Origin of the sequence: Pseudarthrobacter chlorophenolicus (genome assembly GCF_000962805.1) — a bacterium.
GTDB lineage: Bacteria > Actinomycetota > Actinomycetes > Actinomycetales > Micrococcaceae > Arthrobacter > Arthrobacter chlorophenolicus_A.
Genome location: NZ_JZTW01000025.1, coordinates 1 through 13,449, shown reverse-complemented (window position 1 = coordinate 13,449; position 13,449 = coordinate 1). Strand labels below are relative to the sequence as shown.

At 67.0% G+C, this 13,449-nt stretch carries 14 protein-coding genes; 4 read left to right on the top strand and 10 right to left on the bottom strand.

Translation table 11 applies throughout. The annotated features are described in order from the left end of the window. Positions 1–2: 2 nt before the first annotated feature. The 5 genes from pcaG to UC32_RS18525 all read right to left on the bottom strand — a co-directional run bounded on the left by pcaG (position 3) and on the right by UC32_RS18525 (position 5,292). A complete protein-coding gene (pcaG, locus tag UC32_RS18545) occupies positions 3–581 on the bottom strand; it encodes a protocatechuate 3,4-dioxygenase subunit alpha (protein ID WP_045732643.1) in 579 nt (192 codons plus the stop codon). Between the two features lie 16 nt (positions 582–597). Next, positions 598–1,476 carry a protocatechuate 3,4-dioxygenase subunit beta gene (gene pcaH, locus UC32_RS18540; protein WP_045732642.1) on the bottom strand — a complete coding sequence of 293 codons (879 nt, stop codon included), beginning with the start codon at positions 1,474–1,476 and terminating at the stop codon, positions 598–600. Between the two features lie 43 nt (positions 1,477–1,519). Beyond that, positions 1,520–3,394 carry a bifunctional sugar phosphate isomerase/epimerase/4-hydroxyphenylpyruvate dioxygenase family protein gene (locus tag UC32_RS18535; RefSeq protein ID WP_045732641.1) on the bottom strand — a complete coding sequence of 625 codons (1,875 nt, stop codon included), beginning with the start codon at positions 3,392–3,394 and terminating at the stop codon, positions 1,520–1,522. Beyond that, the gene (locus UC32_RS18530; RefSeq protein ID WP_045732640.1) at positions 3,394–4,275 is read right to left on the bottom strand and encodes a shikimate dehydrogenase; all 882 of its coding nucleotides are present in this window, start codon (positions 4,273–4,275) and stop codon (positions 3,394–3,396) included. The genes UC32_RS18535 and UC32_RS18530 overlap by 1 nt, the downstream gene beginning before the upstream one ends. A 132-nt stretch (positions 4,276–4,407) precedes the next feature. Continuing rightward, positions 4,408–5,292: an IclR family transcriptional regulator gene (locus tag UC32_RS18525; RefSeq protein WP_235423706.1), complete on the bottom strand. Its 885-nt coding sequence runs from the start codon at positions 5,290–5,292 to the stop codon at positions 4,408–4,410. 229 nt (positions 5,293–5,521) lie between these two features. Between UC32_RS18525 and UC32_RS18520 the strand changes: the two genes are divergently transcribed. After that, on the top strand, positions 5,522–6,841 hold the full coding sequence (locus tag UC32_RS18520) for an MFS transporter (RefSeq protein WP_045732639.1): 1,320 nt from the start codon (positions 5,522–5,524) through the stop codon (positions 6,839–6,841). Positions 6,842–7,024: 183 nt separating this feature from the next. On the opposite strand, the gene UC32_RS18515 is transcribed toward UC32_RS18520, so the two are convergent. Both UC32_RS18515 and UC32_RS18510 read right to left on the bottom strand, forming a co-directional pair. Beyond that, entirely contained in the window at positions 7,025–8,113 is a 1,089-nt protein-coding gene (locus UC32_RS18515; RefSeq protein WP_045732638.1) for an ATP-dependent DNA ligase, read from the bottom strand. An 83-nt stretch (positions 8,114–8,196) separates the two neighbouring features. Next, positions 8,197–9,120, bottom strand: a complete 924-nt coding sequence (locus UC32_RS18510) for an AEC family transporter (RefSeq protein WP_045732637.1) — start codon at positions 9,118–9,120, stop codon at positions 8,197–8,199. 148 nt (positions 9,121–9,268) lie between these two features. Here UC32_RS18510 and UC32_RS18505 point away from each other — a divergent pair, with 148 nt between their 5' ends. Both UC32_RS18505 and UC32_RS18500 read left to right on the top strand, forming a co-directional pair. After that, positions 9,269–9,778: a GNAT family N-acetyltransferase gene (locus UC32_RS18505; RefSeq protein WP_045732636.1), complete on the top strand. Its 510-nt coding sequence runs from the start codon at positions 9,269–9,271 to the stop codon at positions 9,776–9,778. Positions 9,779–9,789: 11 nt separating this feature from the next. Next, positions 9,790–11,016: a pyridoxal phosphate-dependent aminotransferase gene (locus UC32_RS18500; RefSeq protein ID WP_045732635.1), complete on the top strand. Its 1,227-nt coding sequence runs from the start codon at positions 9,790–9,792 to the stop codon at positions 11,014–11,016. Between the two features lie 11 nt (positions 11,017–11,027). Here UC32_RS18500 and UC32_RS20125 read toward each other — a convergent pair whose 3' ends face one another. Further along, entirely contained in the window at positions 11,028–11,432 is a 405-nt protein-coding gene (locus tag UC32_RS20125; protein ID WP_052690613.1) for a hypothetical protein, read from the bottom strand. A gap of 150 nt (positions 11,433–11,582) precedes the next feature. Between UC32_RS20125 and UC32_RS18490 the strand changes: the two genes are divergently transcribed. Further along, positions 11,583–11,819 carry a hypothetical protein gene (locus UC32_RS18490; RefSeq protein WP_045732634.1) on the top strand — a complete coding sequence of 79 codons (237 nt, stop codon included), beginning with the start codon at positions 11,583–11,585 and terminating at the stop codon, positions 11,817–11,819. An 82-nt stretch (positions 11,820–11,901) separates the two neighbouring features. Here the strand turns inward: UC32_RS18490 and UC32_RS18485 are convergent, their stop codons facing one another. Together UC32_RS18485 and UC32_RS18480 are read right to left on the bottom strand one after the other, a co-directional pair. Further along, positions 11,902–12,189 carry a MoaD/ThiS family protein gene (locus UC32_RS18485; protein WP_015939011.1) on the bottom strand — a complete coding sequence of 96 codons (288 nt, stop codon included), beginning with the start codon at positions 12,187–12,189 and terminating at the stop codon, positions 11,902–11,904. Further along, positions 12,182–13,288, bottom strand: a complete 1,107-nt coding sequence (locus tag UC32_RS18480; protein WP_045732633.1) for a WD40/YVTN/BNR-like repeat-containing protein — start codon at positions 13,286–13,288, stop codon at positions 12,182–12,184. The genes UC32_RS18485 and UC32_RS18480 overlap by 8 nt, the downstream gene beginning before the upstream one ends. Between the last annotated feature and the right edge of the window lie 161 nt (positions 13,289–13,449).

Genomic DNA, 13,449 nt, shown 5'->3' with positions numbered 1-13,449 from the left:
GGTCACTGGAAGTCCAGGAAGACTGTCTCGCCCTCACCCTGGAGGCGGATGTCGAAAGTGAGGCCGCCGTCGGCGTCGCGGCGGGCGATCAGCGTTTTGCGCCGCTCGGGATCTAACGAGGACAGCAACGGGTCATTGGCCAGAGCCTCTTCGTTGTCGGGGAGGTAGATGCGGGTGAACAGCCGGTTGGTCAGACCGCGGGCGAAGATTGCCACGGAGATGAAAGGTGCGGCCGCTGCTTTTCCAGGAACGGGCTTGGTGGGGCCGGGATTCACTGTGGTGAAGGTGTAGACGCCGGAGTTGCCCACGGCGCCGCGGCCCCAGCCGGTGAACGTGTAGCCGTCGCGGACCAGCGAGCCGGTGCGCTGGACCACGTTGCCGTCGGCGTCAGGCTGCCAGATTTCCAGGATGGCGTCCGGGATGGCCTGGCCGGCGCCGTCGTAGACGGTGCCCTGCAGGCGGATGGATCCGGGTGAACCGGGGGCCAGCAGCTCGTTGTCCTTCTCGAAGGGGAGCGCGTAGCCGTAGAACGGGCCCACCGTCTGGCCGGGGGTGGGAACGAGTTTGGTGGAGTTGCTCATGTGCGTAGTCCTCTGCCTATTCGTTGTCGTCGTCGCCGGCGTCGCCGTATGCTTCGTTTTCAGTCCAGGTCCGCTTGGCCCCGGTCAGGACGATGTCCCAGTTGTAGCCAAGGGCCCATTCGGGCTCGGTGAGGCTGTGGTCGTAGCTGGCCACCAGCCGGTCACGGGCGTCCTGGTCCACGATGGTCTGGTAAATCGGGTCCAGCGGGAAGAGCTGGTCGCCGGGGAAATACATCTGCGTGATGATGCGCTGGGTGAACTCGGTTCCGAACAGCGAGAAGTGGATGTGGGCCGGACGCCAGGCGTTCAGGTGGTTCTTCCACGGGTAGGCGCCGGGCTTGATGGTGGTGAAGCGGTAGGAGCCGTCCGGGCCAGTGATGCAGCGGCCGATTCCCGTGAAATTGGGGTCGATGGGTGCCGGGTGCTGGTCGCGCTTGTGGATGTAGCGGCCGGAAGCGTTCGCCTGCCAGATTTCCACGAGTTGCCCGGCCACCGGGCGGCCGTCGCCGTCCAGGACGCGCCCGGCCACGATGATCCGTTCGCCCTGGGGTTCGCCGTTGTGCTGGATGGTCAGGTCCGATTCCAGCGCGTGCACGTCCTGGTGCCCGAACGCCGGGGAGTACAGCTCGATGGTTTCCGGGTCCGTGTGGTGCAGGCTCTTGGTGGGGTGGCGCAGGATGCTGCTGCGGTACGGCGGGTAGTCCAGGCGGGGCTGGGTTTCCGGCTGGGCACCGTCCTTGAGTGCGCGCCGGTAGGCCTCGCCGATGGAGCTGATCTCGGCGCTGAGGTCAGCCTGGGTTTCGATGGCCTTGTCCAGCGGCAGGTGCGCCGCCTTGGGCTCGGCAGGCGGTACGGACTCGTCCGATTCAAGCTGGGCGTTGGTCTCTTCCGGCACGTCCGGCTCCTTTCTGGGTATGTTCTCTGGTGCGTTGGGTCTGTCAGCGGTGCAGCGAGTCGTACTGGACGGCGTGGCGCACCGGGGCGTTGGGGGCGCCGTAGCCGTTGTAGCTTCCGCGGCGTTCCACCATTTCGAAGAAGACGCTGCCCACGGTTGCCGTATAGAAGTGCAGGAACTCGCCGTCAGCGTCCCGGTCGTACAGGAGGTTCAGCTCCCGGAGCGTAGCCAGGAAGTCCGGGGCGAGGTCGAACCGGGCGTCCAGGTCCTCGTAGTAGTTGGCGGGGATCTGGAGGAAGTCCAGGCCGCGATCCCGGGCGGCGCGCGCGGTCGCCACGAGGTCGTCCACGGCGAAGGCGATGTGCTCCTGGTAGGTCTTCGGGGCGTGGCCCTGCTGCACGGGGGCGAGGTTCAGGACCAGCCGGACCGCGCCGTCGGCGGTTTCCATCACCTGCGAACGGACCAGTCCGCTGGGGCTGGGAACCTCGGCGAACGGCTGCGGTTCCAGCGCGAGGGCGCTGGTGTAGAAGAGCACGGCCTCGTCGAAGTGCTGCCACGGCTGGGCCAGGTTCACGTGGTCGATCACCGCATTGTGCGCGGAACGGGCGTGCTCCAGGCCCTCCCCGAATTCGTGTGTCCACGCGGCGGTTCCGTCCGGGCTGCCCTGGCAGAGGAAGATTTCCGTGGAGTCCGGCGCGGAAATGCCCTGGAAGACCTCTTCGTCGGCCTGGACCTTGCGGGCCACCACAGGGGCCTTGAGCTGCTGGGCCCGGGCGGAGGCAATCACGGGGGAATCGACGTCGAACCCCAGGGCGGCGATGCACGGCTCCGCGTGCTGCGCGGCCTGTTCGTTGATGATCACCCGGGCCTGGCCCATGGTCCACAGCTGGACGTCCTTGGTCCGGTGGCGGCCTTCGAAGCCGAAGCCGAGCTGGCCCAGGAGCTTCTCCAGCTGGGCGGTATCGTCCGCCTTGACCTCGGCGAAGTTGAAGCCCGCGGGCTCGTTGACCTTGGGCAGGGTGGCCAGTTCCATGGGATAACGACGGCGGTGCGCACCACCGGCCGCCGGGGCACCTTCCGGAGCGTTTCCGGCGTTGTCCGCGAGCCACTTGGCGCTCTGTTCCTCCAGCCAGATAAGCGAGCGCATGGCATCAACGGCCGTGCGCTCCACATCGGACTGCCGGAAGACGTCGTTGAAGACCTCCAGCGAGACCGGGCCGGTGTAGCCGGCGCGGACCACGTGGCCCATGAACTTGGCGAGCGCGAACTGCCCTTCGCCCGGGAACACCCGGTAATGGCGGCTCCAGGACAGGACGTCCATGGACAGTTTGGGGGCATCGGCCACTTGGACGAAGAAGATCTTCTCCGGGTTGATCTGCTCGATGGGCGCTGTGTCCCAGTCGCGGGACAGGATGTGGAAGGAATCCAGGCAGGTGCCCAGGTTGGGGTGGTCCACCATCTCCACCAGGCGGTAGGCGTGTTCGTAGTCGTTGACGTACTTGCCCCAGGCCAGCGCCTCATAGGCCACCTTGACGCCGTGGTCGCCGGCCAGGCCGGCAAGCTGTGCGAGCTGTTCGGCGCGGACGGCGTCGTCGTCGATGGTGGCTGTGGCAACGTTGGAGCAGACCAGGATGGTGTCCATGCCCAGGCGGGACATGAGCTTGAACTTGGCCTCGGCGCGGCGAAGGTTGGCCTTGAGCAGGTCCGGGGTGACGCCGTCGAAATCGCGGAACGGCTGATAGAGATCCAGGCCCAGGCCCAGGTCTGCGGCCATTGTCCGTACGTTTTCGGGGCTGAGCGGCGAGGTGACCAGGTCCTGTTCGAAGATCTCGATGCCGTCGAAGCCCGCAATGGCGCAGGCCTGCATCTTTTCCTTCAAGGTGCCGGAAAGGCAGACGGTGGCGATACCGGTACGCATCAGGCGGCCACCTCTTCGGCGGCCACGAGCTCCAGGAAGTGCGAGCGCATCCGTTCCGGGTCGGCGTCGAGGCCGGTGAAGATGCGGAAGGCGTCGGCGGCCTGGCCCACTGCCATGCGGCCGCCGTCCAGGACCTCGCAGCCCTTGGCGCGGGCGCCGCGGACCAGTTCGGTGTCGATGGGCCGGTAGACAATGTCCGCCACCCAGTGCCGGGGCTCGAGCAGCTCCAGGTCCAGCGGAACGCCGGGGTGCGCGGCCATGCCCACCGGGGTGCAGTGCACCAGGCCGTCGGCCAGCGGCATCAGCTGCGGCAGCTCCGCCGTCGAACGCGCCGTCACGGTGCTGTCCGGGAAGAAGCCGGACAGCTCTTCAGCGCGGGCGGCGGCGCGTTCGGCATCCATGTCCACCAGGTCGAGGGTTGTCACTCCCGCGCTGAGCAGGGCGTAGGCGACGGCGGACCCGGCACCTCCCGCGCCGAGCTGCACCACGCGGTCCAGCCGGGCGCCGGGGAGGCCTGCGGCCAGGGCCGCGGCGAAACCGGAGAAGTCGGTGTTGTGGCCGATGAAGCGGCCGTCGCGGATAACCACGGTGTTGACGGCGCCGAGCCGGCGGGCGTCAGGGCTCACCTCATCCAAGTGCTGCAGGACCAGCTGCTTGCAGGGATGCGTGATGTTCAGGCCATTGAAGCCCAGCATGCGGGCGCTCCGGAGGACCTCACCCACGGAATCACCCGCCAGGCCAAGTTCGAGGAGGTCGATGGGGCGGTACAGGTAACGCAGGCCCTGCACGTCCCCTTCGCGTTCATGCATGGGCGGGGTGAGCGATGGCGTCACGCCATCTCCGACCAGTCCCACCAGGTAGGACTCAGTTCGTTGGCTCATCCGTGCAGCTCCTTTGGTAACGGCACCGGGCCGCGGGGCGGCATGCCGGTGACAGGGATTACAGTACAGCAATTGTTCATTCTGCGCACTAGTGTTCGTCTAGCGAACAAACGCGGAATGGCGAAGGTGGTTTTACCGCTGCGGAAGCCGCGCGGCCAGCTCGGCCGCGGCATCCTGCAGGAGCGCGACGCGCGCCTTCAGCTCATCCAGGGTCATCCGGAAGACCGGCGCCGCCGTCGCCAGCGACGCAAAGGCGTGCCCCTGGCTGTTAAGCAGCGGCACCGCGACGGCGCGCATGCCAATCTCGTTTTCCTCATCCATCACGGCGTAGCCCTGGCGGCGCACCTGGTCAATCTCCCGCCGGAAGGCCTCACGGTCCGTGATGGACTTTTCCGTCAGTCGCTCAAGCGGCAGCTCGGCGAGGAGCTTTTCGCGCTCGGCGTCCTCAGCGAAAGCCACCAGGGCTTTTCCGACGGCGGTGGCGGACAGTGAGCCCAGGTGGCCTGGATCGCTGGTCACCCTGAACATCTGCGGGCCATCCACTTTGTTGACCGTCAGATGGTGGTGTCCGTCCCGGACGCTGAGGATAGTGGCCTCGCCGGTCTGCTCCGTGACCCGGCGAAGGACCGGCAGGGCGGCTCCAGCGAAACCGTGGTGGTTGGAAACTCGCTGGCCCAGCTGGAAGATCCGCAAGCCCAGGTGGTACCGCCGGCCATCCGGCTCGTAGTCCACGAAGCCGTCCCGCGCCAGGGAGCCGAGGAGCCGGTAGGTGGTACTGAAGGGCAGCTCCGCCCTGCGGGAGATCTCGGCGGCACTGGCCCCGCGGGGCTCATCCCCCAGCAGCACCAGCAGGCCAAGGGCCTTGCCCACCATGTCGGTCCGCTCGGCGCCCTTCCGGCCCGCACCCTTGCCCGCCTCCGCGGAATCACCCTGCACTTCAGGGCCTCCAGAAAGGTCCCCCTCGCCCGCCGGATCATCCTGGACGTCATCGGCCATTGTGGCTTGATTCACACTCATGCTTCGATGTTGCCACAATGTGAGAGCTATTTCTAGATGGTGATTATTTTCTTGACAAGTGACAGCCCTCACAGCCATCATTGCTGTATCGCACAAGTAGCTCTCACCATGTGGCTACTCGCTCGGGTCTTGAGAGGACTCCGGCCGCATCGCGCCCCGCCCGCACCCAGGCCGCGGCGGCTGCGACTCCTGAATCATCCGCGACAATGTCGTCACACAAAGGAACTCCATGAGCCAGACACTTCCTTCCGCCGGAGCGGGGACCGCCACGCATGCCGGAACCCCCAAGAAAGCGGCACTCGCCAGCTTCCTGGGCAGCGCGGTCGAATACTACGACTTCTTCATCTTCGGTTCGGCTGCTGCACTGATCTTCCCCACGGTCTTCTTCCCCAGCGCGGACGCGAACGCCGCCATCATGTCCTTCGCCACCTTCGGCTTCGCGTACGTGGCACGTCCCGTGGGCGCCGTCATCTTGGGCCACTTCGGCGACCGGGTGGGCCGGCGGAAGGTCCTCATGTTTACGCTCATCCTGATGGGCGCCTCCACCTTCCTCATCGGCTGCCTGCCTGACTTCAACACCGTGGGCTGGTGGGCTCCCGCACTGCTGGTGCTGGCCCGCCTCTGCCAGGGCCTCTCCGCAGCGGGCGAGCAGGCCGGCGCCTCCTCCATGACCCTCGAGCACGCCCCGGACAACCGCCGATCGTTCTTTACCTCCTGGACCCTGACGGGCACGCAGGGCGGCCAGATCCTGGCGGCCCTGGTGTTCATCCCCGTGCTCGCCCTCCCGGATGAGATCAAGTTCGGCATCGGCTGGCGCATCCCGTTCTGGCTCAGCGCCGTAGTGGTCATTGTGGCGTTCTTCATCCGCCGCACCCTGCACGAACCGCCCGCCTTCGAGGAAGCCCAGAAGTCCGCCCAGATCTCCAAGCTCCCCGTTGCGGACCTGCTCAAGGGCCACTGGCGCGACGTCCTCCGCGTGATCTGCTGCGCGTTCATCGCCGCCGTGTCCACCGTGTTCGGCACCCTGGCCATCAGCTACGCCAAGACCGTTGCCGGCGTGGACGGCACCACCACGCTGTGGCTCGTGGTGGGCGCCAACCTGGTGGCCCTGGGCACCCAGCCGCTGTTCGGCATGCTGGCGGACAAGATCGGCCGCAAGCCCGTCTACATCTACGGCGCCCTGTCCAGCGCGGTTCTCACCCCGCTGTTCCTGCTGAGCCTCGAATCCGGCAGCGTACCCCTGATGTTCCTGGCCGCGATCGGCATGTTCTCCTGCGGTTACGCCGCCGCCAACGCCGTCTGGCCGTCCTTCTACGCCGAAATGTTCAGCACCAAGGTCCGCTTCTCCGGCCTGGCCATCGGCACCCAGTTGGGCTTCCTGATGGCAGGCTTCGCTCCGGCAATCGTGGCCGCGATGGGTGGCATCAAGCCCGGCGGCTGGGTGCAGATCAGCATCTTCACGGCCGTCATCGCCGGCATCGCCGCCATCTCGGCGCTGACGGCGAAGGAGTCCTACAAGATCCCCACCAAGCAGCTCGGCCTCAAGTAGCCGTCCCGAGCGTACGTTCCTTCCCGGTTACTGACCGGGCACAGGCCCGCCACCTCCCGCAAAAGCCAGGAGGTGGCGGGCTTTTTCATGCCGCCGGCAGCGCGTGGGCGCCGGTAACCGGGAAGGAACGCACGACGGCGGCCCGGGCCCAGGTGCCCGGCTGCCGGCCCGGGTTCTGCGGGGTTACGCCTTGCCGGTGTCCAGCACGGAGGCGAGGTCGAAGTTCACCGGTTCCTCCAGCTGGGCGTAGGTGCAGGATTCCGGGTCCCGGTCCGGCCGCCACCTGTTGAACTGGGCGGTGTGGCGGAACCGCTCCCCCTCCATGTGGTCGTAGCGGACCTCCACCACCAGCTCAGGCCGGAGCGGCACGAAGGACAGGTCCTTGCCGGCACTCCAGCGGCTGCCCTCGGCGTTGCGGGGCGTCCGTTCCCCGTCCTCCTGCTTCGCCCAGGCCCACGGGTGGTTGTCGAAATCGGTCACCAGCGGCTGCAGCTCCTGGAAGAGCTCCTGCCGGCGCTTCATGGGGAAGGCACCGATGACGCCCACGCTGGCCAGGCCGCCGTCGTCCTTGTACAGGCCCAGGAGCAGCGACCCGATGACGTCCGGCCCGCTCTTGTGCAGGCGGTAGCCGGCCACCACGCAATCGGCGGTCCGCTCGTGCTTGATCTTGAACATGGTCCGCTTGTCCGGCTCGTAGGTCCCGTCGAGGCGCTTGGCCACCAGGCCGTCCAGCCCGGCACCTTCAAACTGCTCGAACCACTGGCCTGCCGTGTCCTTGTCCGTGGTGGCGGCGGTGAGGTGGACCGGGGCCTTGCTGGCGGCGAGCGTCTTTTCCAGGGCCGCCCTGCGTTCGGCGAAAGGCCTGCCGGTGTAGTCGTCATCACCCAGGGCCAGCAGGTCAAAGGCCACGAACGAGGCCGGGGTCTGCTCGGACAGGAGTTTCACCCGGCTGGCGGCGGGATGGATGCGCTGCTGGAGGGTGTCGAAATCGAGACGGTCACCGGAGGCACCGATCAGGATGATCTCGCCGTCCACCACGCAGCGCTCCGGAAGGTTTTCCTTCAACGCGGCCACCAGTTCGGGGAAGTAGCGGGTCATCGGCTTCTCGTTGCGGCTGCCGATCTCCAGGTCATCGCCGTCGCGGAAAATGATGGACCGGAAGCCGTCCCATTTGGGTTCGTAGCTGAGGTCGCTGCCCTTGGGGATGCCGTCGATGCCGCTGACGGATTTGGCGAGCATGGGCGGCACGGGCGGCATCACGGGAAGTTCCATGTGCCCATTCTTGCCCGGCAGGTGCTGCGGACGGTACCCCCGGGACGTGCGGCGCGGCCCGGCCCTGCCGGATGGAGCCAAGCTCAGCCTGCCAGGAGCCAGACGATCAGCACCAGCACGGGGGCAGCTGCCGCCGTCGAAATGAGGATGGTCTCCCGCGCCACCGCAATGCCGCGGCCGTACCTGCTGGCGAAGAGGAAAACGTTCTGGGCGGGAGGCAGGGCCGCCATGAGCACCACGCCCAGGAGCATGTGCGTCTCCAGGTTGAAGAGGAAACGGCCGACGACGTAAGCCACCCCGGGCATGACAGCGGACTTTAGCGCGGTGGCAGTGAGGATTTCGGCCGTGTGCCCGCCGCTGCGGAGCATCCGCGTGCCGCGCAGGGACATTCCGAAGGCCAGCAACACCACCGGAACCGCTGCTCCGCCCAGAAGCGTCAACGGTGCAAGGACTGGTTCGGGAAGTTTGACGTGGAAGGCTGCCAGGACGGCTCCGAGGAGGGTGGCGATGATCATCGGGTTCCGGAACGGCTGCGTGAGCATGAGCCGCGGCGAAAACCTGCCCGCTGCCGAAAGGTCCAGGACCGTCAGGACCAGGGGCGCCAGCAGGAGCAGCTGGACCAGCAGCACCGGGGCCACCGGAGTGGCGTCGCCCAGGGCGTAGAGCGTGATGGGAATGCCGATGTTGTTGGCGTTGACATAGGAGCTGGCCATGGCTCCCACGGCGGTGTCCGCCATGGGACGGCGGAACCAGATCCGGCTGGCCGTGACGTAGAGCAGGGCAGTGACGGTGGCCGTGATGAGGGCCAGCGGGACGTACGCGGAGAACACCACCGAGATGTCGGATTCCAGCACCACGGTGAAGAGAAGCACCGGGTTGGTGATAAAGAAGGCAATTTTGGTCAGTGCGGAGACCGTGTGTTCATCGCCCAGTCCGCACCGCGCGGCCACATATCCCACAGCAATCACGACGCCGATCACCGCCAGCCCCACCAGCACGCCGCCCATAGGGGTACTTCCTTTCCGGTCCGCGTTCCTGCCCCGTGCAGTTCCAGCGGTATTACAAGTACCCAACTTATCGGTCAAGTAGTTTCCGTCCTGCATCCGCCACCCCATCTCCTCGACACGGACAGGCACGGAAGGGTAGACATGAGCGATGGCTACGGTGCGTCCGGCGGAAGAGGGGGACTTGCCCGGAATCCTCCACATAGACCGGCAAAGCGGCCGGAATCCTTCGGCGGCGGAGGCCCTGGCAGCTGCGCTGGCCGACCCGACCCGGCTCGTCCTGGTCGCGGAATCCGGAGGCGAGGTGCTGGGCTGGGGCAAGACCCACTACTGGGCCTATCCGGACGGCCCCGCACCTGCCGGCCACTACCTGGGCGGCGTAACCGTCCTACCCTCCCAGCGCCGCCGGGGCGTGGGTGCCGCCCTCACCTCGGCGCGCCTGCACTGGATTTGGGCCCGGACGCCGGATGCCTGGTACGTGGTCAACACCGGGAACACCGCGTCAATCACCCTGCACAGCGCGTGGGGTTTCGCCGAAGTGGCCCGCGGACCGCGGTTCCACACCACCACGTTCGACGGCGGCCTGGGACTTCTCCTGCGGGCGCACCGGCCCGGGCGGGGACCCGCGCCGGAACCGGCCACCCGTCGTCGTGCTTTGTGAAAAAATCAACCATGCGCGCCATGCAACACTCCAGCAAACTCCAGAACGTCCGGTACGAACTCCGCGGACCCATCCTCCAGGCAGCCAAGAACATGGAGGCCGAGGGCCACCGGATCCTGAAGATGAACCTGGGTGACACCGCCCCGTTCGGCCTGGAGACTCCCGAGTCCGTGGTGGTGGACATGATCCACCACCTGCGCGGCGCCCAGGGGTACAGCGATTCGAAGGGGATCTTCTCCGCCCGGACAGCGATTTCGCAGTATTACCAAACACGCGGCCTGATGAACATCGGCGTGGAGGACATCTTCATCGGCAACGGCGTCAGCGAGCTGATTTCCATGTGTCTGCAGGCGTTCATGGAGAACGGCGACGAGATACTGGTGCCGGCGCCGGACTACCCGCTGTGGACCGCCGCCGTGACGCTGACCGGTGGCACGCCGGTCCACTACCTCTGCGACGAGGCCGATAACTGGTGGCCCAACATGGCCGACGTCGAGGCAAGGATCACCAGCCGCACCAAGGGCATCGTGATCATCAACCCGAACAACCCCACGGGCGCCGTCTACCCGCGCCGCATCCTGGAGCAGTTCGCCGACCTGGCCCGAAAGCACAATCTGGTCCTGTTCTCCGACGAGATCTACGAGAAAGTCCTTTACGGGGATGCTGTGCACATCCACACCGCCGCCGTGGCCGAGGACGTCTGCTGCCTGACGTTCAGTGGCCTGTCCAAGGCCTACCGGATGCCCGGCTACCGGGCCGGCTGGGTGGCCGTCACCGGACCCCTCGCGGCGACCGCCGCCTACCGGGAAGGCTTGGAACTGCTCGCATCCCTGCGCCTGTGCCCCAACGTCCCCGCGCAGCACGCCATCCAGACCTGCCTGGGCGGCTACCAGAGCATCGAAGCCCTGGTGCGGCCGGGCGGGCGGCTCCGCGAACAGCGCGACCTCGCCTACAAACTCCTGACCGCCATCCCGGGCATCACCTGTGTTCCCGCGGCCGGGGCCATGTACCTGTTCCCCCGCCTGGACCCGGAGCTGTACCCGATCGCCAGCGACGAACAGTTCGTCATTGACCTGCTCAAGGACCAGAAGATCCTGGTGTCGCACGGCACGGCCTTCAACTGGCCCACGCCGGACCATTTCCGGTTTGTGATCCTCCCGTCCGTCCTGGACATCGAGGAAGCGGTCCGCCGAATCTCGACGTTCCTGGCGAGCTACCGCAACCGCGAAGCGGCGTAAGGGCTGGGGGACTAGGGACGTCCCTTGGCCTCTGCGGCCCTGGCCAGCCGCTCCGCCTCAGCCACGATCAGCCCGTGGATCGGCGGCGGCACGGCGGCACCGCGCCTCCCGCTGCCCTCCTGCTCGCGAATCTCCACGGCCAGTGCGCTCATCAGATCTGCGTCCTCGGAGGTCGCCAAGTCGCTGCCGATGAGCTGGACCAGCACCTTCAGGCCGGCAAGCCGGCGCTGCGGGTCGCTTCCGTCCAATGCTGCGTCAATGGCCCATTGCGCCCGCGTCCACCACTGGTCACGCCGGTCCGCCCGGTCCCGCTGCCGGTACGCCAGGTAGGCAACAAGCACGACGCCGAACGTAGCCACGGGTGCCAGCGATGCCGCTCCCAGCACCACGGCCCAGATCCCCTGCAGAATCTCCATGGCACCACCATAGGCGCGGCCCCGACATTTACAGGCCCGGCGCCAAGAACTAACCGGCAGCTAACCGCGGGGAAACGGGCACGCAACATTCGCGGCCCACACTGGTGAATGCAGGCAAGAGCCGGCACCAGCTCCAGCCAGGAGGCCCCGATGTTGAAGAAAGCGACCACCCATGTAACCAGAGTCCGCACCCTGGACCAGCTTCACCGCGGCGACGAAATCGAAGCCCGGCTGTCCGTGGGGCCCTCCTACGACGACGTGGTGATCCGCCGCGGCAGCGTCCAGGAAACAGCGCCAGGAATCGGCGTCGTCTGGATCATGGACCGGATCACGGGCCTCCGCAAAGCCATCAATACGGACGAGTGCACGGTCTGGCGCCTCGCCTGACTGCGTTTTCACGCACGACGGCGGCACACCGGTGGCGCGGCGACGGGCGCAGTCAGTAAGGACTGCCCGCTGCCGCGGCCCGTCAGCCGCCCGCCACCGACTGGATCACCAGCACCTCCTGGCCCGGGGACACCTCGGTATCCAGCCCCTGCAGGCGCCGCACCTCGTCACCGTCCACATAGACATTCACGAAGCGGCGCAGCGCACCTGTTTCATCCCGGAGCCGCCGGGCCAGCACAGCGAACCCGGCGGTGACCGAATCGAGGAGCTGCCCAACAGTCACCGGCCCGTCGGCGGGCGCAGTCAGTACGGACTGCCCGCCGGCCAGGGGCTGGAGGACACTGGGGAGCACCACAGTAATGTCAGGCACCGGCCACCACTGCCGCCCGGACACACAGGACGTCGGGAAGGTGCGCTATCACCTCTGAGAACGTCTCCCCCTCGTCGGCGCTGGCATATACCGTCCCGCCGCGGGTCCCGAAGTAAACGCCGGCCGGCTCTGCGGTGTCCACCGACGCGGCGTCCCGCAGCACACTGTTGTACTCCTTGCCGGGCAGGCCGTTGCTGAGCCGCTTCCACGAGCTTCCCGCGTCGTCCGTCCGGTGGACTGCAAGGTCCCCGTCCGGCGGGATGCGTTCGCCGTCGGCTTTCAGCGGAACCACCCACGCAGTTCCTTCCCGGCGGGGGTGCGTCAGCATGACAAACCCGAAGTCCGCAGGCAGGCCGTCAGCGATCGACGTCCAGGTGTCCGCGTTGTCGTCCGTGCGGTACACGCCGTGGTGGTTCTGGGCGTACAGGCGGCCCTCCACGGCGGAATCAGCCGCGATCTTATGGACGCACTGGCCAAACTCGGGGTTGGGATCCGGCATGAAGTACGCCGAGATTCCCTTGTTGCGGGGCTCCCAGGAGGCACCGCCGTCGAGCGACCGGTAAACGCCGCCGGTGCTCATGGCGATGTGGACGGTTTCCCCGGCGGGATCGACCACGATGGAATGTGCTGCCGCACCGCCGTAGCCGGCGCCCCAGTCGCTGCGGTGCGGATGGTCCCAGAGGCCGCGGTTCAGTTCGAAGTGCTCTCCGCCGTCGGTGGATTTCCACACCGAGATGGGTTCGGCGCCGGCCCAGACCACCCCCGGCCGGGACTCGGCGTCCGGATAGATCTGCCAGACCCGCTCTACGGCGGCCCCCGTGTCCTCCGGGAACCTGATGGCCCCTTGTTCGGGTTCGGACCAGGTTGCGCCCAGGTCATCCGAGTGGGCCACGGTGGGTCCCCAGTGTTCGCTGCGGACTCCCACCATGATGCGGGTGCGGCCGCCCCGGGTGTCGATCCCGACGCTGGGAATCTCAGCCATCAGGAAGTGGGGGCCGGTGAAGGACCATTCGCGCCTGTCCTGGCTGGTAGCCAGCCACAGGCCTTTCTTGGTCCCGATCGCTAAGACAAAATTCTCTGCGGTTGCCATGCCCACCATGCAACCACCGCGGTGTGCAGGCTGCAACGGTTTTGGCGCACGGGAAAAGGAGCGTTGGCTTCCCCGCCCCCCTAGTTGTACTCAGTCAGTAGGTTGTTTGCACCTGCTGGTGGGTGGTTTGCCTCCGAGGCTGCTGTGGGGCCGGTGGTTGTTGTAGAAGT

Excerpts from the sequence above, each read along its gene's own strand:
- pcaG (WP_045732643.1), bottom strand. The coding sequence starts at position 581 with ATGAGCAACTCCACCAAACTCGTTCCCACCCCCGGCCAGACGGTGGGC.
- UC32_RS18535 (WP_045732641.1), bottom strand. The coding sequence starts at position 3,394 with ATGCGTACCGGTATCGCCACCGTCTGCCTTTCCGGCACCTTGAAGGAA.
- UC32_RS18530 (WP_045732640.1), bottom strand. The coding sequence starts at position 4,275 with ATGAGCCAACGAACTGAGTCCTACCTGGTGGGACTGGTCGGAGATGGC.
- UC32_RS18525 (WP_235423706.1), bottom strand. The coding sequence starts at position 5,292 with ATGAGTGTGAATCAAGCCACAATGGCCGATGACGTCCAGGATGATCCG.
- UC32_RS18520 (WP_045732639.1), top strand. The coding sequence starts at position 5,522 with ATGAGCCAGACACTTCCTTCCGCCGGAGCGGGGACCGCCACGCATGCC.
- UC32_RS18515 (WP_045732638.1), bottom strand. The coding sequence starts at position 8,113 with ATGGAACTTCCCGTGATGCCGCCCGTGCCGCCCATGCTCGCCAAATCC.
- UC32_RS18510 (WP_045732637.1), bottom strand. The coding sequence starts at position 9,120 with ATGGGCGGCGTGCTGGTGGGGCTGGCGGTGATCGGCGTCGTGATTGCT.
- UC32_RS18505 (WP_045732636.1), top strand. The coding sequence starts at position 9,269 with ATGGCTACGGTGCGTCCGGCGGAAGAGGGGGACTTGCCCGGAATCCTC.
- UC32_RS18500 (WP_045732635.1), top strand. The coding sequence starts at position 9,790 with ATGCGCGCCATGCAACACTCCAGCAAACTCCAGAACGTCCGGTACGAA.
- UC32_RS20125 (WP_052690613.1), bottom strand. The coding sequence starts at position 11,432 with ATGGAGATTCTGCAGGGGATCTGGGCCGTGGTGCTGGGAGCGGCATCG.
- UC32_RS18490 (WP_045732634.1), top strand. The coding sequence starts at position 11,583 with ATGTTGAAGAAAGCGACCACCCATGTAACCAGAGTCCGCACCCTGGAC.
- UC32_RS18480 (WP_045732633.1), bottom strand. The coding sequence starts at position 13,288 with ATGGTGGGCATGGCAACCGCAGAGAATTTTGTCTTAGCGATCGGGACC.